21 protein-coding genes are annotated in these 20,098 nt (G+C 69.8%); 11 read left to right on the top strand and 10 right to left on the bottom strand.

The genetic code is table 11. The features are described from left to right. Positions 1-74 precede the first annotated feature (74 nt). From ACIQTP_RS39200 to ACIQTP_RS39190, 3 genes are all read left to right on the top strand, one after another. A complete protein-coding gene (locus ACIQTP_RS39200; protein WP_403408948.1) occupies positions 75-206 on the top strand; it encodes a hypothetical protein in 132 nt (43 codons plus the stop codon). Positions 207-342: 136 nt separating this feature from the next. Further along, positions 343-453, top strand: a complete 111-nt coding sequence (locus tag ACIQTP_RS39195; RefSeq protein WP_403408946.1) for a type II toxin-antitoxin system RelE/ParE family toxin — start codon at positions 343-345, stop codon at positions 451-453. A 102-nt stretch (positions 454-555) separates the two neighbouring features. Next, on the top strand, positions 556-1,197 hold the full coding sequence (locus ACIQTP_RS39190) for a PadR family transcriptional regulator (RefSeq protein ID WP_403408944.1): 642 nt from the start codon (positions 556-558) through the stop codon (positions 1,195-1,197). 44 nt (positions 1,198-1,241) lie between these two features. Here ACIQTP_RS39190 and ACIQTP_RS39185 read toward each other — a convergent pair whose 3' ends face one another. Together ACIQTP_RS39185 and ACIQTP_RS39180 are read right to left on the bottom strand one after the other, a co-directional pair. Continuing rightward, positions 1,242-2,648, bottom strand: a complete 1,407-nt coding sequence (locus tag ACIQTP_RS39185; protein ID WP_403408942.1) for a glutamate decarboxylase — start codon at positions 2,646-2,648, stop codon at positions 1,242-1,244. Between the two features lie 67 nt (positions 2,649-2,715). Beyond that, complete coding sequence (locus tag ACIQTP_RS39180; RefSeq protein WP_403408940.1) at positions 2,716-3,981, bottom strand: ion channel protein; 1,266 nt, start codon at positions 3,979-3,981, stop codon at positions 2,716-2,718. Between the two features lie 130 nt (positions 3,982-4,111). On the opposite strand from ACIQTP_RS39180, the gene ACIQTP_RS39175 reads away from it, so the two are divergent. Then, positions 4,112-4,879 (top strand): MerR family transcriptional regulator, encoded by a 768-nt coding sequence (locus ACIQTP_RS39175; RefSeq protein ID WP_403408938.1) that lies wholly within the window; start codon positions 4,112-4,114, stop codon positions 4,877-4,879. An 82-nt stretch (positions 4,880-4,961) separates the two neighbouring features. Here the strand turns inward: ACIQTP_RS39175 and ACIQTP_RS39170 are convergent, their stop codons facing one another. Continuing rightward, positions 4,962-5,327, bottom strand: coding sequence for a YbjQ family protein (locus ACIQTP_RS39170; protein ID WP_403409041.1), 366 nt, complete (start codon positions 5,325-5,327; stop codon positions 4,962-4,964). Between the two features lie 165 nt (positions 5,328-5,492). Between ACIQTP_RS39170 and ACIQTP_RS39165 the strand changes: the two genes are divergently transcribed. Beyond that, complete coding sequence (locus tag ACIQTP_RS39165) at positions 5,493-6,488, top strand: VTT domain-containing protein (RefSeq protein WP_403408936.1); 996 nt, start codon at positions 5,493-5,495, stop codon at positions 6,486-6,488. Between the two features lie 112 nt (positions 6,489-6,600). On the opposite strand, the gene ACIQTP_RS39160 is transcribed toward ACIQTP_RS39165, so the two are convergent. Beyond that, positions 6,601-8,241, bottom strand: a complete 1,641-nt coding sequence (locus tag ACIQTP_RS39160) for a threonine/serine exporter ThrE family protein (protein WP_403408934.1) — start codon at positions 8,239-8,241, stop codon at positions 6,601-6,603. Positions 8,242-8,359: 118 nt separating this feature from the next. After that, entirely contained in the window at positions 8,360-8,851 is a 492-nt protein-coding gene (locus ACIQTP_RS39155) for an inorganic diphosphatase (RefSeq protein WP_054237475.1), read from the bottom strand. A 79-nt stretch (positions 8,852-8,930) separates the two neighbouring features. Between ACIQTP_RS39155 and dacB the strand changes: the two genes are divergently transcribed. The 6 genes from dacB to folE all read left to right on the top strand — a co-directional run bounded on the left by dacB (position 8,931) and on the right by folE (position 16,753). Then, positions 8,931-10,544 (top strand): D-alanyl-D-alanine carboxypeptidase/D-alanyl-D-alanine-endopeptidase, encoded by a 1,614-nt coding sequence (dacB, locus tag ACIQTP_RS39150; RefSeq protein ID WP_403408932.1) that lies wholly within the window; start codon positions 8,931-8,933, stop codon positions 10,542-10,544. Positions 10,545-10,664: 120 nt separating this feature from the next. Next, the gene (locus ACIQTP_RS39145) at positions 10,665-11,789 is read left to right on the top strand and encodes a zinc-dependent metalloprotease (RefSeq protein ID WP_266437889.1); all 1,125 of its coding nucleotides are present in this window, start codon (positions 10,665-10,667) and stop codon (positions 11,787-11,789) included. A 192-nt stretch (positions 11,790-11,981) separates the two neighbouring features. Continuing rightward, a complete protein-coding gene (gene tilS / locus ACIQTP_RS39140; RefSeq protein ID WP_403408930.1) occupies positions 11,982-12,989 on the top strand; it encodes a tRNA lysidine(34) synthetase TilS in 1,008 nt (335 codons plus the stop codon). Positions 12,990-13,218: 229 nt separating this feature from the next. Next, positions 13,219-13,779 carry a hypoxanthine phosphoribosyltransferase gene (hpt, locus tag ACIQTP_RS39135; RefSeq protein WP_402039332.1) on the top strand — a complete coding sequence of 187 codons (561 nt, stop codon included), beginning with the start codon at positions 13,219-13,221 and terminating at the stop codon, positions 13,777-13,779. 198 nt (positions 13,780-13,977) lie between these two features. After that, complete coding sequence (ftsH, locus tag ACIQTP_RS39130) at positions 13,978-16,005, top strand: ATP-dependent zinc metalloprotease FtsH (protein WP_402039333.1); 2,028 nt, start codon at positions 13,978-13,980, stop codon at positions 16,003-16,005. A 142-nt stretch (positions 16,006-16,147) separates the two neighbouring features. Next, positions 16,148-16,753 (top strand): GTP cyclohydrolase I FolE, encoded by a 606-nt coding sequence (gene folE / locus ACIQTP_RS39125; protein ID WP_054237481.1) that lies wholly within the window; start codon positions 16,148-16,150, stop codon positions 16,751-16,753. 36 nt (positions 16,754-16,789) lie between these two features. On the opposite strand, the gene ACIQTP_RS39120 is transcribed toward folE, so the two are convergent. The 5 genes from ACIQTP_RS39120 to folP all read right to left on the bottom strand — a co-directional run bounded on the left by ACIQTP_RS39120 (position 16,790) and on the right by folP (position 19,945). Continuing rightward, entirely contained in the window at positions 16,790-17,278 is a 489-nt protein-coding gene (locus tag ACIQTP_RS39120) for a DUF3180 domain-containing protein (RefSeq protein ID WP_403408927.1), read from the bottom strand. 56 nt (positions 17,279-17,334) lie between these two features. Continuing rightward, on the bottom strand, positions 17,335-17,946 hold the full coding sequence (gene folK / locus ACIQTP_RS39115) for a 2-amino-4-hydroxy-6-hydroxymethyldihydropteridine diphosphokinase (RefSeq protein WP_403408925.1): 612 nt from the start codon (positions 17,944-17,946) through the stop codon (positions 17,335-17,337). Beyond that, positions 17,943-18,302 (bottom strand): dihydroneopterin aldolase, encoded by a 360-nt coding sequence (gene folB, locus ACIQTP_RS39110; protein ID WP_266437875.1) that lies wholly within the window; start codon positions 18,300-18,302, stop codon positions 17,943-17,945. Before folB ends, folK begins: the two co-directional genes overlap by 4 nt. A 291-nt stretch (positions 18,303-18,593) precedes the next feature. Further along, positions 18,594-19,088 carry a nuclear transport factor 2 family protein gene (locus ACIQTP_RS39105; protein WP_403408923.1) on the bottom strand — a complete coding sequence of 165 codons (495 nt, stop codon included), beginning with the start codon at positions 19,086-19,088 and terminating at the stop codon, positions 18,594-18,596. Beyond that, positions 19,085-19,945, bottom strand: a complete 861-nt coding sequence (gene folP, locus ACIQTP_RS39100; RefSeq protein ID WP_402039335.1) for a dihydropteroate synthase — start codon at positions 19,943-19,945, stop codon at positions 19,085-19,087. Before folP ends, ACIQTP_RS39105 begins: the two co-directional genes overlap by 4 nt. Positions 19,946-20,098: the final 153 nt, after the last annotated feature.

The raw sequence follows: 20,098 nt of genomic DNA, 5'->3' as shown, positions 1-20,098 counted from the left end.
GAGCCGCCCAGCACGAGCGCATCACCCTGACAGATCGCGGCATCCCGGCGGCCGTCCTCATCTCTCCCGCCGAGTTGGAGGACCTCGAGGACGCTCTGGCCCTGGCCCGCCTGGAGCGCGACCGCGCCCTTGGGCGTACCGAGGCTCCCGTCCCCCACGAAGAGGCCCGCCGGGCGCTGCTCGAAGCGGCGGGGAGGGGCGAGTGACCTGGCGCGTTCTCTGGGAACCGGCCGCCCTCAACGCTGCCACAGGGCACCTCAAGGACGACCCCCAAGGCGTCGATGCCCTCCTGCGGGCCACTGACCACCTCGCCGAGGACGAGAGGCCCGAGGGGTCGCGCGCATGGGCGTGGACCACCGTCGCCTCCATCACGGTCCCTGGCGCATCCTCTACCGGATCGATGCGGAAGCGCGCACGCTCCACATCGAGCGCATCGGCCGCACCGTGATGTGACCGGACCGCGAGTCCCTGGACGGCGCCACCGCCTTCGAGCTGGTCGCCCGCGCGCAGGAGGGTTGACCTCCGCGCCCTCATCTGCCCCATAACCTGGACCCCATGTCAGCGATCCGTCTCCTGGTGCTGGGTGCCGTCCGCCAGCACGGGCGGGCCCACGGCTACCAGGTGCGCAACGACCTCGAGTACTGGGGCGCGCACGAGTGGTCCAACGCCAAGCCCGGCTCGATCTACCACGCGCTCAAGCAGATGGCGAAACAGGGACTGCTGCACGCCCACGAGATCGCCCCGTCGACGGCGGGCGGCCCGCCGCGCACCGAGTACGAGATCACGGACAAGGGCACCGAGGAGTACTTCACGCTGCTGCGCCGGTCGCTGACCGCGTACGACCAGAAACCGGACATCCTCTCGGCCGCGCTCGGCTTCATGGTCGAGCTCGGCCGTGCGGAGACCCTCGAACTCCTCCAGGATCGGGTGCGCGCCATCGAGGAGTGGCGCAAGTCCGTCACCGGGTACTACACCCCCGAGGACGGCCCCGGACAGCTCGGCCACATCGGCGAGATCATGAACTTCTGGGTCCACTCGGCCGACTCCGGCGCACAGTGGACCCGGGGCCTGATCGAGCGCATCCAGGGCGGCGCGTACACCTTCGCCGGGGAGGGCGAACCCTTCGTCGGCGTCCTGGTGGACGGCGAGGAGAATCCGTACGCGACGAGAACCCCGCACCCCGGCGACCAGGAGTAGCCGCACCCTCCGCCGGACAGGACCTGGTGCCGCAACAGGCGGCACTAGTGGTGGAAGCCCGTCGCCGCCTCCTTGTCCTGGGTCAGCGGATGCGGCAGCCTGCGCAGTTGGGGCACCAACCGGCTCAGGTCCTCGATGAACATGTCGGCGAGATCCACCGAGAAGCCGTTGCGGCACACCACACGCAGGACGGACAGGTCCTCCCGGTTGGCCGGGAAGGTGTACGCGGGCACCAGCCAGCCGCTCTCCCGCATGCGCCGGGACACGTCGAAGACGTCGTACGCGGTCACATGCGGTGCCGTGGTGAAGGCGAAGACGGGCAACTCGTCGCCCCGGGTGAGGAGTCGGAAGTCCTCCAGCGCCTCGATCCGCTCGGCGAGCCCGCGAGCCAGGTCTCTGGTCGTCTGCTGAACGGCCCGGAAGCCCTCCCGGCCCAGCCGTAGGAACGTGTAGTACTGCGCCACGACCTGCGCGCCAGGGCGGGAGAAGTTGAGGGCGAAGGTCGGCATGTTGCCGCCCAAGTAGTTGACCCGGAAGACGAGTTCCTCGGGCAGCTCGGCCGCGGTCCGCCACAACGCCCAGCCGACGCCCGGGTAGACCAGCCCGTACTTGTGGCCCGAGGTGTTGATCGAGGACACACGCGGCAACCTGAAGTCCCAGACCAGGTCCGGGTCGAGGAAGGGGGCGACCATCGCGCCGGACGCGCCGTCGACATGGACGGGGATGTCCAGGCCCGTACGCTCCTGGAGCTGGTCGAGGGCCGCGCACAGCTCGGCGATCGGCTCGTACGACCCGTCGAAGGTGGAGCCGAGGATGCCGACGACCCCGATGGTGTTCTCGTCGCACAGCTCGGCCGCCGCCTGGGGGTCGAGGTGGAACCGCTCGCCCTCCATGGGCACCTGGCGTGCCTCGACCTCCCAGAAGTTGCAGAACTTCTCCCAGCACACCTGGACGTTCACCCCCATCACGAGATTGGGGCGTGCTCCGGGGTAGCGGTCCGCGTTCCGCTGCATCCAGCGCCGCTTCAGCGCCATGCCGGCGAGCATGCACGCCTCGCTCGATCCGGTCGTCGAACAGCCGACGGTGGACGCAGGATCCGGCGCGTTCCACAAATCCGCGAGCATCGCCACGCAGCGCCGCTCCAGCTCGGCGGTGCGCGGGTACTCGTCCTTGTCGATCATGTTCTTGTCCCGGCACTCGCTCATCAGCACCCCGGCCTGCGGTTCCATCCAGGTGGTGACGAAGGTGGCGAGATTCAGCCGCGCGTTCCCGTCCAGCATCAGTTCGTCGTGGACGACCTGATACGCCGTGTTGGGCGGCAGCGGGCCGTCGGGAAGCCGTTGTTTGGGCGGGGCCTCCGTCATGCCCCCGACCGGATTCGCCTCCCCGAAGAAGGGGTTGACGGACACGGGTCGCTCGTCGGGCTTCTCGGGACCTTGGTGGAGCGGCATGGGATCTCCCATCGAGTCGGCGGTCGGAGGGTCCTACTGGTTCATCGGATCGGAGGGGCCTGTCGGTTCACCGGATCGAGCTCCCGTCGGTACGCAGTTGCATCTGCGGGCGTCCGGTGACGATCAGCCAGGCCGGTACCGAGGCCAGCACCAGCAGGGGCAGCACGGCCGGCTGGGCCACCAGGACGGCCGCCGTGAACAGACTGATCCAGCCCTGCCGGGTGACGGCCAGGAGCACCCCCAGGACCGCGCACACCACGGCGAGTGTGGGATTCACCTGCGGTACCAACGCGTGTGCGCACAGCCCGAGAGCTACCCCGGCGAACACGGAGGGAAAGATCCGGCCGCCCCGGAACCCGCACGCGGTGGCGACCAGCAGCGCGGCCAGCTTCACCACGAACATCAGCGCGAACCGTCCCGCCGACCAGCCCTCCGGGCTCGCGGCGAGGGTCTTCACCTCGTCCAGGCCCTTGAAGAGCGTCAGAGGCCCGCCCAGCGCCCCCAGCAGTCCCAGGAGGACACCGCCCACGGGGATCGCCACCATGGGGTGTCCGAGCCGCGAGAAGGCGCCGTGGACGTACGGGAGGGCGTACACCGCGGTCATCCCGATCACCGCGGCCGCCGAGGCGACCACCAGGGCGCTCAGCAGGTCGCCCCAGTGGGGGCCCACGTAGGCGGGCAGCGCGAGGTCGAAGCTCGGGTGCTCCAGCAGCATCATGGTCAGCGCGCCCGTGCCGCCCGCGAGCAGCGGCGGCAGCAGCCGGTCCCAGAGGGCGCCGGGACCCGGCTGCCCGGCCAGCACCTCGGAGAAGATCAGCGCGGCGGCCACCGGCGTGCCGAACAGGGCGCCGATCGTGCCCGCGACCGCCAGGCCCACCCACAGCCCCACGGCGGAGCCCGGGATCACCCGGGTGCCGAGCCAGTAGGCGAGGGCCACGTTGACGGCCGTGATCGGGTTCTCGGGGCCCAGGCTCACCCCGCCCGCCAGTGTCAGGACGGTGGCGAGGAGCAGCCCGGGCAGAACGCGGGGCGGCAGGGGAGCGTCGACCAGGCCCGTGGTCGACGGATCCGGCCCCGCGTGCCCCGGCACCTTCCACACCACCAGACCCACCGCGACGCCGGTCGCCGTGAGCATCACGACCATCCACAGCACGGAGTAGCGGCCCACGCCCAGTGCGTCCGGAAGGGTCTCCCACAGGACGTCCTTGAACCGGGCGGCGAGCAGGCTGACGCCCAGCAGGACGAGCGCCGCGGCCACACCGACCACCACGGAGGGCACGATCAACGGCAGCAGACGCCGTAAGGGGGTCGCCGTGGACGCATCGGTGCTCACGGCCACACCCTAAGCGGGCGAAAGCCGCGCAACATCCCGAAGGGTTCGCTTCGGCACCCCGGGAATTCCGGCTTGCACCTCACGTGACGTGAGGGCCGAGGGTGGGACGCGTACCGAGGAAGGAGCGGAAGTGGGCTACTCAGTGGGCCAGGTCGCCGGTTTCGCCGGGGTCACGGTGCGCACCCTGCACCACTACGACGAGATCGGCCTGCTCGTGCCGAGCGAGCGCAACCGCGCGGGGCACCGGCGCTACAGCGACGCCGACCTCGACCGGCTGCAACAGATCCTGTTCTACCGGGAGCTGGGCTTTCCGCTCGACGAGGTCGCGGCCCTGCTCGACGACCCGGAGGCGGACCCGCGCGCGCACCTGCGCCGCCAGCACGAGCTGCTGACCGCCCGGATCGAGAAGCTGCAGAAGATGGCCGCGGCCGTGGAGCACGCCATGGAGGCACGCACGATGGGCATCAACCTCACGCCCGAGGAGAAGTTCGAGGTATTCGGGGACAAGGATCCCGAGGAGCACGCGGAGGAGGCCGAACGGCGGTGGGGCGGCACGGCGGCGTACGCCGAGTCACAGCGCCGCGCCGCCCGTTACACCAAGGGCGACTGGCAGCGCATCCAGGCCGAGGTCGCCTCCTGGGGCGAGCGCTACGACGCCCTCATGGAAGCGGGCGAACCCGCGACCGGCGAGCGGGCCATGGACATGGCCGAGGAACACCGGCAGCACATCGGCAAGTGGTTCTACGACTGCTCGTACGAGCTCCACGGCTGCCTCGGCGCGATGTACGTGTCCGACGAACGCTTCAAGGCGTACTACGACTCCATGCGCCCGGGTCTCGCCGAGCACCTCAGGGACGCGATCACGGCGAACGCGGCCCGGCACTCCCAGGAAGCCTGACGGCAAGACGGCAAGGGGCACCCGCCATCGCGGGTGCCCCTTACATCTTCCGGTTACCGTCTTCCGGCGCTGCGGCCGTGCCCTACTCCTTCGCCAGGACCACCGCGGTGCCGTAGGCACACACCTCCGTGCCCACGTCCGCCGCCTCGGTCACGTCGAACCGCATCATCAGCACACCGTTCGCCCCCCGCACGCGTGCCTGCTCGACGAGCCGTTCCATGGCCTCGTTGCGGGTCTGGACGAGGGTCTTGGTGAGCCCCTTGAGCTCGCCGCCGATCATCGACTTCAGACCCGCGCCGATCTGGCTGCCCAGGTGCCGGGATCGCACGGTGAGGCCGAAGACCTCGCCGACGACCTGCTGGACGCGGTATCCGGGTGCGTCGTTCGTCGTCACGACCAGGACGTCCGACTGGGGTCCCTGGCCGCCTCCGTATTCATCGATGCCCATGGTCCACAGCTTTGTCCCAGTGGGCACACAGTGCATCCTGGGGGCACTGGTGGAACCTGGCACGGACACTGTGCGTTGATAGCTTTGGCCGACAGTACTGATGTACTGCCGTACTGCCGTCCCAGGACCGCCGTACTCTTCCTCACCCCTCAGGAGCCCGGAACCGTGACGACGCTTGCCCTTGGTCCAAGCTGGCTGGATCCGAACACGCTCCTGGACAACTTCGGCATCTGGGGCCTGCTGCTCGTCGTCTTCGCCGAGTCCGGCCTGCTGATCGGTTTCTTCCTGCCGGGTGACTCGCTGCTGTTCACCTGCGGTCTGCTGATCACGTCGAACCAGCTGGACTTCCCGCTGTGGGCGGCCGTCGCCCTGATCTGCGTCGCCGCGGTCCTCGGCGACCAGGCGGGTTACCTGTTCGGCAAGAAGGTCGGCCCCTCGCTCTTCACCCGCCCGGACTCCCGCCTCTTCAAGCAGGAGAACGTGGTCAAGGCCCACGAGTTCTTCGAGAAGTACGGGCCCAAGTCCCTGGTCCTCGCCCGCTTCGTGCCCATCGTGCGCACCTTCACGCCGATCATCGCGGGCGTCAGCGGCATGAAGTACCGCTCCTTCGTCACCTTCAACATCATCGGCGGTGTCCTGTGGGGCGCCGGCGTCACGCTGCTCGGCTCCTGGCTCGGCAAGATCGACTTCGTCAAGAACAACATCGAGGCGATCCTGATTCTGATCGTCCTCGTCTCGGTGATCCCGATCGCCATCGAGTTCCTGCGGGCGCGCTCCAAGGCCAAGAAGAACCCGCCGCAGCCGGCGGCCCCCCAGGGCCCGGCCGCGTACCAGCAGCAGCCCACGGCCCCCGTCATGGACGACGCGACGCGCCCGCTGCGCATGCACCAGCCGCAGCAGAGCCAGGACCCGTACCAGCAGGACCGGCACCAGCAGGACCAGTACGCCCAGGGATACCCGCAGCAGCAGCCCCAGCAGCCGTACGGCAACCAGGACCAGGGCTACTACCAGGGCTACGACCAGAATTACGGCCAGAACTACGACCCGAACTACGACCAGGGCCAGACCTACCCGCCCCAGCAGCCCGCGCAGGGCTACCCGCAGCAGCAGCCCTACGGCAACCAGGACCAGAGCTACCAGCAGTACCCGTACGGCAACTGAGCGCCCCGAAAGGGGCGCGAGGCTGTGACACATGCGGCTCGGCCGCGATCAGCCACCAAAATCCCGCAGCCGCCACCCGGTACAACGCACCGAGCTCGTAGGCACCCGGCACTCAGAACCCCCGCGTCCGCTTCGCGGCCCTGCGCCCCCCGGTGGATCCCCCCGGCACCCGCAGGAACAGCCGCGAGATCTCGGACCCCAGGTTCACACCGATGGCGATGGCCATGGCGAGCGCCGCGGCCTTCGAGAGCGAGACCAGGCCCTTGTCGACGTTGCTCTGGGCGATCGACAGCAGCCCGAAGTAGGTGGCCGACCCTGGAAGCAGGGGCCCTATCGCGGCGGTCGTGTACGGCAGCGCGGACGCGAACCGGTAGCGGGACAGCAGCTGCCCGAAGAGGCCCACCAGGCCCGCCGCGACGGCAGTGGAGGCGACCGGCGAGATACCGCCCGGGTAGTGCATCGCCCCGTACACCGACCAGGCGACGCCTCCGTTGAGGGTCACCGCGAGCACGGTGGAGCGTTCCTGCTGGAGCAGGACCGCGAAGGTCAGCGACAACAGCATGGCGGCGGCGATCTGCACCAGGGGCCGCTCGGAGATGCTGAGCGCCTGGTCCGGATCGAGCGCGGCGCCGAACTTCACGCCGAAATAGAGCACGATGAGGACGCCGACGATGATGCCCACGAACAGGTACATGACCTCCAGGAGGCGCGCTGACGCGGTGATGTAGAAGCCGGTGAGTCCGTCCTGGACGCCCGCGACGAGTGCTCGCCCGGGCAGCAGCGCGAACAGTCCACCGGTGATCACCGCGGACGAGTTCGCGTCGACGTGCGCGAGCTGGAGCGCGACACCTATCGCGGCCGGCGGCATCGCGGCCACCGTGAACTGGTAGAACTCCGGCAACCCGCGCCCCGCGCAGAGCCAGGCCAGCCGGTCGCCCAGCATCGCGCCGAGCGCCGCGGCGACGAACACGATCGCGTCACCGCCCACGAGTACCGAGGCCGCACCCGCCAGCAGCCCGCTGCAGCCGGTCAGCACCCAGCCGGGATACGGGTGGCGGTTGCGCCGCATCTCCGCGAGGCGCCGGTAGGCCTCCTCCAGGGAGAACGTGGTCTCCGGGTCGCTCAGGTCGTCGACGAGCCGGTAGACGGCCGCGAGCCGCGTGTAGTCGGTACCCCGGCGGCGTACGGTCCGGGAGGCCGTCACGGGATCGTCCACCAGGGACGGCTGGTGTGAGATCGACAACAGGGTGAAGGTGACGTTCGGCTCGCAGCGGTCCAGGCCGAAGGAGCGGCAGACGGCGAACATCGCCGTCTCCACGTCCTCGGCGCCCTCACCGCCCGCGAGCAGCAACTCGCCGATGCGCAGCGTCAGGTCGAGCACGCGGGGGACGGCCGGGCCGGCCTCGTCCTCCTTGTGCAGCAGCTCGGGCGCCGGACGCTCGGCCACCGGCATGCGCAGCATCGTGCGCATCCGGTCCTGCCAGGGCACGTCCTTGGTCAGACTGACCACGGGGACGCCGGTCGCCGGTGTGAAGGCGGGCGGGGCGTGCTTCGCGCTGTAGGTGCGCGGGGTGCTGAACGCCGACCCCTCGGACTCGGCGTCGGCCGTCTCGGGCGGCACGAGCCCCTCGGGGACCGCGAACTCCGACGTGGTCCCCGATTCGTCCTCGACCGCCGGTGCCACGCCGTCCGGCTGTGCGAACGCACTCCTCGCCTCGTCCGACTGCGGTTTGCGGTCCTCCGCCTCCGTCACCCACCACTCCCGCTGTTGCCGACCGTGCCCCTCCCGTACGCCCCAGTATGCGCACGGATACGCGAACGGGCCGCGCCACCCCAGGAGGGGTCACGCGGCCCGCAGGGCTCAGGAGGGATCAGTGACCGCCCTGCTCCTTCAAGCGCTTGTAGGAACGCTCGATCTCGGCCTCGGCCTCCGCGCGGCCGACCCAGTTGGCGCCCTCGACGGACTTGCCGGGCTCGAGGTCCTTGTAGACCTCGAAGAAGTGCTGGATCTCCAGGCGGTCGAACTCCGACACGTGGTGGATGTCCCGCAGGTGCTCCACGCGCGGGTCGTGCGCCGGGACGCACAGCAGCTTGTCGTCGCCGCCGGCCTCGTCCGTCATACGGAACATGCCGATCGCGCGGCACTGGATGAGGCAGCCCGGGAAGGTCGGCTCGTCCAGGATGACCAGCGCGTCCAGCGGGTCGCCGTCCTCGCCGAGGGTGTTCTCGACGAAGCCGTAGTCGGCCGGGTAGCTGGTCGAGGTGAAGAGTCGACGGTCCAAGCGGATCCGACCGGTCTCGTGGTCCACCTCGTACTTGTTCCGCGAACCCTTCGGAATCTCGATCGTGACGTCGAACTCCACCGGTGGCTCCTCCATGATCAACACATAGTTCTGGTGGTTAAGTGTCCCTCACGCAGGTGTGTGATCGCGAAAGGGGCTGGTGGTCGTGCCAGAGCTGAGGGCTTGGCGGGCCGCGAGACCGCATGTGGTGCGGATCAAGCGGACCGTGCGGCCGCATCTGACGCGGGTCGCGCAGTCCGTGCAGCCGCGTGTGACGAGGGCTGCGCAGTCCGTGCGACCGCATGTGGTGCGGGCTGCTCAAGCCGTGCGGCCGCGTTCCGTGAAGTTCACGGCCCCGCAGCTCACAGCCGTCGCCGCCACCGCGGGCCTGGCATTCGCGGCCGGGGCGGTGGCCTTGGCCGGCCCCTGGGACTCCTCCGGTCAGCGTACGGCCGAGCGTGACTGGGCCGCATCGCGAGAAGGGGAGGGTGGCGCAGATCACGCACGTAGTTCCGATACGTCCCCCACGGCGCCGAAGCCCGCGCCCAGCGCCGCCTCCGTGCTGATGGGTCTCGGCGGCTCCACCGTCTCGGTGCCCGCACCCACCCAGAAGGCCCTCACGAGCACCCTCGACCGGCTTCTGGGCGACTCCGCGCTCGGCGGGCGGCGCACGGCCGTGGTCGTCGACGTGGCGACCGGCAAGCGGCTGTACGGCAAGGGCGCCGACGACGCGCAGACCCCGGCCTCCACCACGAAGATCGCCACCGCGGTCGCCGCGCTCTCCGCGGCGGGCGCCGACCACCGCATCGAGACCCGCGCGGTCCTGGAGCCCGGCACCAAGGAGGTCGTGCTCGTCGGCGGCGGCGACCCCACGCTGACCGCCCGCAAGGAGGCGGCGGGCTGGGCGAGCCTGCGCACCCTGGCCGACGAGACGGCGACCGCCCTGAAGGCCCGTCATCTGAACCAGGTGACGCTCTCGTACGACACCTCGCTCTACACCGGTCCCGCCCTGCACCCCATCGGCACCAACCCCAACCTCGCGCCGGTCAGCGCCCTGATGGTCGACGAGGCCCGCACCGACGACTCGGCCGGCGGACCGGTCATCCGCGCCGCGGACCCGGCGGCGGACGCGGCCGGGAAGTTCGCGGAACTGCTGGAGGCCAACGGCATCAAGACGGCGACCCCCGGCCCCTCCAGGGCGACGAACCGCTCGCAGTCCCTCGCCTCGGTCTCCTCGCCGCCCCTGTCCGCCCTCATCGAGCGGATGCTGACGAACAGCGACAACGACATCGCGGAGGCCATGGCCCGCCAAGTCGCCCTCGCCACCGGCCGACCGGCCGATTTCGAGGGCGGCGCGGCGGCGATCGACGCCGAGCTGAAGAAGCTCGGACTCCCGCTGTCCGGCGCGCACTTCACGGACGGCAGCGGTCTGAACCGGGACGACAGGCTGACGGCGGACCTGCTCACGGCCCTTCTGGTCAAGGCCGGTGACCCCGCCCACCCCGAACTCCGGCCCATCCTGACCGGCCTGCCGGTCGCGGGCTTCACGGGCACCCTCAGCGACCGCTACGCCGACGACTCGTCCGGCACCGGCCTCGTACGCGCCAAGACCGGCACGCTGACCGGGGTGAACACCCTGGCGGGCACGGTCGTCGACGCCGACGGCCGCCTGCTGGCCTTCGCCTTCCTGGCCTCCGGCACGACCGACCCGTCGGCGGCCCAGTCGGCCCTGGACCGTACGGCCTCGGCACTGGCGGGCTGCGGCTGCCGTTAGGGCCGACCGGCCAGGTCCTGGGTACCGCCCGTACCACGAGCCCCGTGCGCCCCGGAGCACGGGAAGCATCCGGCGCCGTACCCCTCACCGCACTTGGACCCGCTCACGTACGGTTGACGCATGACGAGCATCGGTGGTGCCGAGATGGTCGACTGGAATCTCGCGGTGGCGACCGCGACACGGCTTGTGCGGCCTGGCCCCGAGGTGAGCCGCGACGAGGCCCGAGAGGTCGTGGCGGAGCTGCGCCGCCATGCGAAAGCCTCGGAGGAACACGTCCGGGGCTTCACTCGTATGGGCACGGAGGACATCCACGACACCCCCATCCTCGTGGTGGACCGCCCGGGCTGGGTCCGGGCGAACGTCGCGGGGTTCCGGGAGCTCCTGAAACCCCTGCTGGACAAGATGCAGGAGCGGCGGGGGAGCACCCCGGGCGGGGCGGTCCTCGGCGCCGTCGGCGGCAAGGTCACCGGCGTGGAACTGGGCATGCTCCTGTCGTTCCTGTCGTCGCGCGTCCTCGGGCAGTACGAGACCTTCGCCCCGGCGACCAGGGAACTCCCGGCGGGTGAGAACGGCGGCGGCAGGCTCCTTCTCGTCGCGCCGAACATCGTCCACGTGGAGCGCGAACTCGACGTGGAGCCCCACGACTTCCGCCTCTGGGTGTGTCTGCACGAGGAGACGCACCGTACGCAGTTCACGGCCGTGCCCTGGCTGCGCGACCACCTGGAGGGCGAAATCCAGTCTTTCTTGGGCGAGACCGAGGTCGACCCCATGACGGTCCTGGAGCGCATCAGGGAGGCCGCCCAGTCGCTCGCGGGCGGCCGCCCCGAGGGCGAGGAGGACGACGGGGGCCGGTCCCTGGTCGAGATCGTGCAGACGCCGGCCCAGCGGGAGATCCTCGGCCGCCTCACCGCCGTGATGTCCCTCCTGGAGGGCCACGCGGACTTCGTGATGGACGGCGTGGGTCCGGACGTGGTCCCGTCGGTGGGCGAGATCCGCGAGAAGTTCCAGCAGCGCCGGGCCAAGGGGGCCTCGCGGTTGGACCTCGCCCTGCGCAAGCTGCTCGGTTTGGATGCCAAACTGAAGCAGTACAGGGATGGTGAGCGGTTCGTGCGCGCGGTCGTCGATCAGGTGGGCATGGACGGCTTCAACCGTGTGTGGACTTCCCCGAACACCCTCCCGACCAAGACGGAGATCGCCAAACCGGCGGACTGGGTCGCGCGGGTGCATCGCAAGGCGGAGTCGTGAACCCTACGGCAAGGTCGTGAAACGAATCCGGCCGACGGCAGGTGAACGCCCCTCCAATCACCCGTCCGAGGGACCGTGAGCCAACGGTAGGCGTGCAATGCTCGGGGAACGGCCCGTTTCTGTCACCATCTACACACTCTGTGTGACCAGACTCGGGCTCACCCCCCGAAAACTTCATGAAGGGAACCGGACATGGGTCCCCATCCTGCGGTCGCGGCGATACGCCTGGCGGTCCGCCGCGTACTCCACGACGTCCTCACCGACCACACCCGTCCCCCGGGCGAGTCCTCCCCGCTCGTCCTCGTCGCCTGCTCCGGCGGCGCCGACTCTATGGCGCTCGCCTCCGCTCTCGCTTTCGAAGCACCCAAACTCGGCATCCGCGCCGGTGGCATCACCGTGGATCACGGTCTGCAGCCCGGCTCCGATCTGCGCGCCGACGACGTCGTCTCCCGCCTCGTCGAGCTCGGCATGACCCCCGTCGAGTCCCTCGCCGTCACCGTCGGCCGCGGCGGCGGCCCCGAGGCCGCCGCCCGCGACGCCCGGTACGCCGCCCTGGACGCCGCCGCCGAGCGCCACGGCGCCTCCGCCGTCCTGCTCGGCCACACACGTGACGACCAGGCCGAGACGGTTCTGCTGGGCCTCGCCCGCGGCTCCGGCATCCGCTCCCTGTCCGGCATGGCCGCGGTCTCGGGGGCCGACGGCCGTTACCGCCGACCGTTCCTGCACCTGGACCGGCAGACCGCCCGCAAGGCCTGCATGGCCCAGTCGCTGCCCGTCTGGGACGACCCGCACAACGCCGACCCGGCCTACACCCGCTCCCGGCTGCGCCACGAGGGCCTGCCCGCCCTGGAGAAGGCGCTCGGCAAGGGAGTCGTCGAGGCCCTCGCCAGGACGGCACAGCTGTCCCGCGACGACGCCGACGCCCTCGACGCCTGGGCCCGCCAGGCCGAGGCCTCCGTACGCGACACGGCGGGCCTCCTGGAGTGCGCGAAGCTCTACGCCCTGCCGCCCGCCGTACGCCGCCGCATCCTGCGCCGCGCCGCCATCGAGGCGGGCGCCCCGGCCGGTTCGCTGTTCGCCCGCCACATCGAAGAAGTCGACCGGCTGATCACCGGCTGGCGCGGTCAGGGAGCCATCAATCTCCCGGGCAAAGTCGTCGCTCAGCGGCAGGGTGGCAGACTGGTGATTCGGCAAGGCTGAAACCGGACCCTCCATCGGGACCGCTCACGCGGCTCTCCGGGACCCCTCACTCGGGTCGCGGGCGGTCCGGGCGGCCTCGCGAGTGAGCCGAAGGGGTGCGTCGTTGTCGAAAGGGAGAGCGCGCGAAGGTCGTGAGGAACGAGCGACCGAGCACGGTCGACCGTCGACAGCGACATCGGCACCCCGTAGGTGAGCGAGCCCAAAAAAGTGGGACGGACGACCGAAAGTGATGCGGGTGGACGCGAAAGACATGGGCACCGACCTCAAGTCGGTGCTCATCACCAAGGAAGAGATCGACGCCAAGCTGGCTGAGCTGGCCGCGAAGGTCGACGCGGAGTACGAGGGCAAGGACCTGCTGATCGTGGGTGTCCTCAAGGGCGCCGTCATGGTCATGGCGGACCTCGCGCGTGCGCTGTCCACCCCCGTCACCATGGACTGGATGGCGGTGTCGTCTTACGGCGCGGGCACCCAGTCCTCGGGTGTGGTGCGGATCCTCAAGGACCTCGACACCGACATCAAGGGCAAGCACGTCCTGATCGTCGAGGACATCATCGACTCCGGGCTGACCCTGTCCTGGCTGATCTCCAACCTCGGCTCCCGCGAGCCGGCCTCCCTCAAGGTGTGCACGCTGCTGCGCAAGCCGGAGGCGGCCAAGGTCGCGATCGACGTGGAGTGGGTCGGCTTCGACATCCCGAACGAGTTCGTGATCGGCTACGGCCTCGACTACGCGGAGAAGTACCGCAACCTCCCGTTCGTCGGTACGCTCGCGCCTCACGTCTACGGCGGCTGAACCCCCGGGTCCCAGTCCTCGTAAGACGATCGGGAACCCCAGCGGCTTTCGCGCCGTTGGAGCATGCGTGGGCGGGATTGCCAGTCGTCCCCTGCAGCTTCGGGTGACAATGCTGGGGTACCGTCCGAAGAACAGTCTTTATAAGTCTTTATCAAACTCACTATGGCAGGAGGGACGGGGCGGCACCGCTCCGTATGGATGGACGTGAAGCGATACTTCCGTGGGCCGGTCATGTGGATCGTGCTGGCCGTCCTTGCCGTGGTCGTGTTGATGCAGGTCGTCGGCTCGTCCGGCGGCTACAAGACAGTGGACACCGGCCAGGTCGTCCAGGCGATCAATGACAACAAGGTCCAAGAGGCCAAGCTGACCACCGGTGACGAACAGGTCATCAAGGTGCAGCTCAAGGATGGCCAGAAGGTCTCCGGCAGCTCCAAGATCCAGGCGAGCTACATCGGCGACCAGGGCGTCAACCTCGCCAACACACTCCAGGACAAGTTCCAGAACAAGCAGATTCCGGACGGCTACACGGTCTCGCCGTCCAAGCAGAACCCGTTCCTCGGCATCCTGCTGTCCCTGCTTCCCTTCGTCCTCATCGTCGTCGTCTTCCTGTTCCTGATGAATCAGATGCAGGGCGGCGGCTCCCGGGTCATGAACTTCGGGAAGTCCAAGGCGAAGCTCATCACCAAGGACACCCCGAAGACGACGTTCTCGGACGTCGCGGGCTCGGACGAGGCGGTCGAGGAGCTCCAGGAGATCAAGGAGTTCCTCCAGGAGCCGGCGAAGTTCCAGGCCGTCGGGGCGAAGATCCCCAAGGGTGTGCTCCTGTACGGGCCTCCTGGAACCGGCAAGACGCTGCTCGCACGTGCCGTCGCGGGCGAGGCAGGCGTCCCCTTCTACTCGATCTCGGGTTCCGACTTCGTCGAGATGTTCGTCGGTGTCGGTGCCTCCCGAGTCCGTGACCTGTTCGAGCAGGCCAAGGCGAACGCTCCGGCGATCGTCTTCGTCGACGAGATCGACGCGGTCGGCCGCCATCGCGGCGCCGGCCTCGGCGGTGGTCACGACGAGCGCGAGCAGACGCTGAACCAGCTGCTCGTCGAGATGGACGGCTTCGACGTGAAGGGCGGTGTGATCCTCATCGCCGCCACGAACCGGCCCGACATCCTCGACCCGGCGCTGCTGCGTCCCGGCCGCTTCGACCGCCAGATCGCGGTCGACCGCCCGGACATGCAGGGCCGTCTGGAGATCCTCAAGGTTCACCAGAAGGGCAAGCCGGTCGCGCAGGACGTCGACCTCTCGGCCGTCGCCCGCCGCACCCCCGGCTTCACGGGTGCCGATCTCGCCAACGTGCTGAACGAGGCCGCGCTTCTGACGGCCCGCAGCGACATGAAGCTGATCGACAACTCCATGCTGGACGAGGCGATCGACCGCGTGGTCGCGGGCCCGCAGAAGCGGACCCGGATCATGTCGGACAAGGAGAAGAAGATCACCGCGTACCACGAGGGCGGCCACGCCCTGGTCGCGGCGGCGTCTCCGAACTCCGACCCGGTCCACAAGATCACGATCCTGTCGCGTGGCCGTGCCCTCGGCTACACGATGGTCCTGCCGGACGAGGACAAGTACTCCACGACGCGCAACGAGATGCTGGACCAGCTGGCGTACATGCTGGGCGGCCGCGCGGCCGAGGAGCTCGTCTTCCACGACCCCACCACGGGCGCTGCGAACGACATCGAGAAGGCCACCGCAACGGCCCGCGCGATGGTCACGCAGTACGGCATGACCGAGCGTCTGGGCGCGATCAAGTTCGGCGGCGACAACACCGAGCCCTTCCTGGGCCGGGAGATGTCGCACCCGCGCGACTACTCGGAAGAGGTCGCCGCGCTCGTCGACGAAGAGGTCAAGAAGCTCATCGAGAACGCGCACAACGAGGCCTGGGAAATCCTGGTCGAGAACCGCGACGTCCTCGACGCGCTGGTGCTCCAGCTGCTGGAGAAGGAGACGCTGAGCAAGGAGCAGATCGCCGAGATCTTCGCTCCGATCCACAAGCGCCCGGCCCGCCCCGCGTGGACCGGCTCCTCCCGGCGCACCCCGTCCACCCGCCCGCCGGTGCTCTCCCCCAAGGAGCTGTCGCTGACGAACGGGGCGAACGGATCGACGCCGGCCATCGCCAATGTGACGGAGTCCGTCCCGGCGAAGGAAGTGGCTCCGGAGGACCGTCCCGAGAGCTGATCCGGCTCCCGGTGGCCCCACCAGGCCCGGAATGGATGCCGCGCCCCCCAGGTTCTAGCCTGGGGGGCGCGGCATTTTCGCACGACCGCACGTTTTGGACGCGTCGACCAGCACGCGCAAGATCCACAGGAACGAGGACCACATGACCGACCCCGTGACGCTGGACGGCGAAGGTGTGATCGGCGAGTTCGACGAGAAGCGCGCCGAGAACGCCGTACGGGAGCTTCTCATCGCGGTCGGCGAGGACCCGGACCGCGAGGGACTGCGCGAGACGCCCGGGCGGGTCGCCAGGGCGTACAGGGAGATATTCGCGGGGCTGTGGCAGAAGCCCGAGGATGTGCTGACGACCACATTCGACCTCGGACACGACGAGATGGTGCTCGTGAAGGACATCGAGGTCCTCAGCAGCTGTGAGCATCACCTGGTGCCGTTCGTCGGCGTGGCCCATGTCGGCTACATCCCGTCCACGGACGGCAAGATCACGGGTCTGTCGAAGCTGGCCCGGCTCGTGGACGTCTACGCCCGGCGGCCACAGGTGCAGGAACGGCTCACCACGCAGATCGCCGACTCCCTGATGGAGATCCTGGAGCCGCGCGGTGTGATCGTCGTCGTGGAGTGCGAGCACATGTGCATGTCGATGCGCGGGGTGCGCAAGCCCGGCGCGAAGACCATCACCTCGGCCGTGCGCGGCCAGCTGCGCGATCCCGCCACCCGTAACGAGGCGATGAGTCTGATCATGGCGCGTTAGCGCCCCGGCCCGTACGCCCGCTGTGTGGCCCGTCCGTCAGGCGACGGGGGCCGCGCCGCCGTGTTCGTTGTCGTCGTCCTCCGGGAGCTTGCAGACGCGCTCCAGGAAGAAGGCGGCCGCTATCACGGCGATGCCGGCGAGGACCGAGAAACCGGCGTAGATGGCCTGGTCGCGACGGGCGGGGATGTCCAGGGACTCGAGCAGGAACGCGCCCGCACCGCCGTACATGCCCGACACCAGGGCGGCGACCAGGGCGCTCGCCTGGCCGAAGACGACCGCGCGGGCCGCCATCAGGGGATCGACGCCCTTGGCGCCGGGGCGGCGTTCACGCTGGGCCTTGAGGCGGGCGCGCAGCGAGAGCGCCGTGGACAGCAGGACGACGGCGATCAGGGCCAGGACGATGGGGGCGGCCAGCGGGACCCGTGGGAGGGTCCCCACCGCGCTCCACAGGCGCGCGCCCGCCCAGGACAGCACACCGGCCACGACGAACACGGCTGCCAGCGTCCTGATGCGCAGCTGTTTCACGTTGTTGTCCCTTTGCCCCTCTTGTAAGCCCGTCTTGGTCGTCCTGACCTTAACGACTACTCGGGCAGCCGGAGTTCCAGGTCGGGCCGGGGCAGGACGCCTTCCCGGGTGACGGCGGTGAGCAGGTGGGCCACGGGGCCGCGGCCGGGCAGCTGGGCCTCGGGCTCCACGTCGTGCCAGGGGGCCAGCACGAAGGCCCGTTCGTGGGCGTGCGGGTGAGGGAGGGTCAGGACCGGATCGCCGGAGACGACATCGGCGTACGCCACGATGTCCACGTCGATCGTGCGCGGGCCCCAGCGCTCGTCCCGTACACGGTGGAAGGCCTCCTCGATCGCGTGTGCCCGCTCCAGGAGCGAGGACGGCGGGAGGGTGGTCTTGAGGACCACGACCGCGTTGAAGTACGTCGGCTGGCTGCCCGGTTCGACGCCCCAGGGCTCCGTCTCGTAGACGGGGGAGACCGCCTTGACGCGGAGGCCGGGGGTGTCCTCCAGGGCGTCGATGGCGCCCTGGAGGGTCTCCAGGCGGTTGCCCAGGTTCGAGCCGAGGGAGAGCACCGCCCGTTTCGGGTTCTGCAGGGTTGTGTCGGCGGCGTCCACCCGCTCGACCACGGAGGCGGGCACCGGCTGTACGGTCGGGTCGCTCTGACCCTCGATGAAGTAGGCGGTCATACTCGGCTCCGGGTGATCGTGACGGTCACGTCGTCGAAGGGGACCGTGATCGGCGCGTCCGGTTTGTGCACGCAGACCTCGACCTCCTGGACCCCGTCGTGCTTCAGACAGGTCTGGGCGATGCGCTCGGCGAGGGTCTCGATGAGGTCGACGGGCTCGCCCTCGACGACGGCCACGACCTCCTCCGCCACGATGCCGTAGTGCACGGTCTTCGACAGGTCGTCCTCGGCCGCGGCCGGTCGGGTGTCCAGGCCCAGTGTCAGGTCCACGATGAAGGTCTGGCCTTCCTCGCGTTCCTTCTGGAAGACACCGTGGTGCCCGCGGGCCTTGAGGCCGCGCAGCGCGACACGATCCACGCGAATCACTCCTGCAATCGTCGGAAGCGGCCGATGTCCACCGAGTGCGGTCGGCGCACCGGCCTCAAACGAATCTACCTGCGGGCACTGACAGAGCTCGCCCACGGGGACACGCGCCCACATGATGGTCACGAGGCTTCATCGGGCGTTTCCCCTGGGGAACACGGCGGCTCACGGGTTGGTAGCCGCCCCTACCCAGCGGTTCGTGATTCCAACCACTTCTTGGTGCCCGTGGACCGCCCGCCCACCCGACCGGGGGTGTCCCGGGGCTCGGCGAGGGTGTTCTCGTCCTCAGCCGGGGGTGTCCTCGTCCTCCTCCTCGCCCGATTCGGCGAGTACGGGTGAGGCGTGGTGCGACCAGAGCTTCCAGCCGTCGCCCGTGCGGCGGAACACGTTCGTGGCGACGACCAGCTGGCCGACGAGCGGGCCGAGCTCGTCGCTGTCCTCGGGGGCGGGGCCGCCGCTGAGGATGTTCTCGGTGCAGGTCACCAGCGCGGTGTCACCGGTGACGGAGACGTGCACGTCCGTGAGGATGAACTGGATGTACTCCGTGTTCGCCATGATCAGCGCGTACGAGCGCAGGACCTCGCCGCGGCCGTTGAGGACCGGCCAGCCGGGGTGGACGCAGGAGATCACCGCGCCGTCGCCCTCGATGTCGTCGTCGGCGGTGTCCAGGGGAGCCAGCCACAGCGACGACAGTTCTTCGAAGTCACCCCGCTCGAGTGCCTCGTAGAAGGCGGTGTTGGCGAGTTCGACCTGCTCGATGTCGGTGCGGGGTGCGCTCACTGGGCTCCCTCTACGGCCCGGGCGACTCGTACGGCGTCGGCGGTGGCCCGTACCTCGTGGACACGGACCGCCCAGGCGCCCTGGTGGGCGGCGAGCGCGGAGACGGCGGCGGTGGCGGCGTCCCGTTCGCGGGCCGGCGGCGGGGCGCCCTCAGGGCCCGCCAGTACGCGGCCCAGGAACCGCTTGCGGGAGGCGGCGACGAGCAGGGGGTGGCCGAGTTCGCTCAGCCGGTCGAGGTGGGCGAGCAGCGACAGGTCGTGCTCGGAGTCCTTGGAGAAGCCGAGGCCGGGGTCGACGACGATGCGGTCGGGGGCGATGCCGCCCGCCAGAACGGCCTCCACGCGTGCGTGCAGCTCGTCGACGACTTCGGAGACGACGTCCGCGTACGTCCCCCTCACGTTGCCGCCCTCAAGAAAGCCGCGCCAGTGCATGACCACGAATGGTGCGCCGGTCGCGGCGACGGCGGGGATCATCGCGGGGTCGGCGAGACCGCCGCTCACGTCGTTGACGAGGGCGGCGCCCGCGGCGAGCGACTGCTCGGCGACGGATGCGCGCATGGTGTCGACGGAGACGGTGACGCCCTCGGAGGCGAGGCCGCGGACGACCGGGATGACGCGCTTGAGCTCTTCCGCCTCGTCGACGCGGGTCGCGCCGGGGCGGGTTGACTCGCCGCCGACGTCCACCAGGTCGGCGCCCTCGGTGACCAGGTGGAGGCCGTGTTTGACGGCGGCCGTCGTGTCGAACCAGCGGCCGCCGTCGGAGAAGGAGTCGGGGGTCACGTTGACGACCCCCATGACCGCGCAGCGGTCCCAGGTCGGCAGTCCCGCGACGTGGCCGCGGCGGCGCTCGGAGTTCATACGTCCAGCCTAGGCCTCCGGAGGGGGGCCGAATCGTCTGCGGGTTCGCTCCGGCGGGGGTCCATCGGCCGCTTCACGGCCTGTTTCCCCTCCGCCCAACCGACTCGTTCGGCCAAGCGGTCACCCCGAAAAGGGCGGAAGCGTTGATATCGG

The organism is Streptomyces sp. NPDC090798, from assembly GCF_044768965.1.
Classification (GTDB): domain Bacteria; phylum Actinomycetota; class Actinomycetes; order Streptomycetales; family Streptomycetaceae; genus Streptomyces.
Note: the sequence above shows the minus strand (reverse complement) of the source record. Positions and strands in the feature narration are given on the sequence as shown.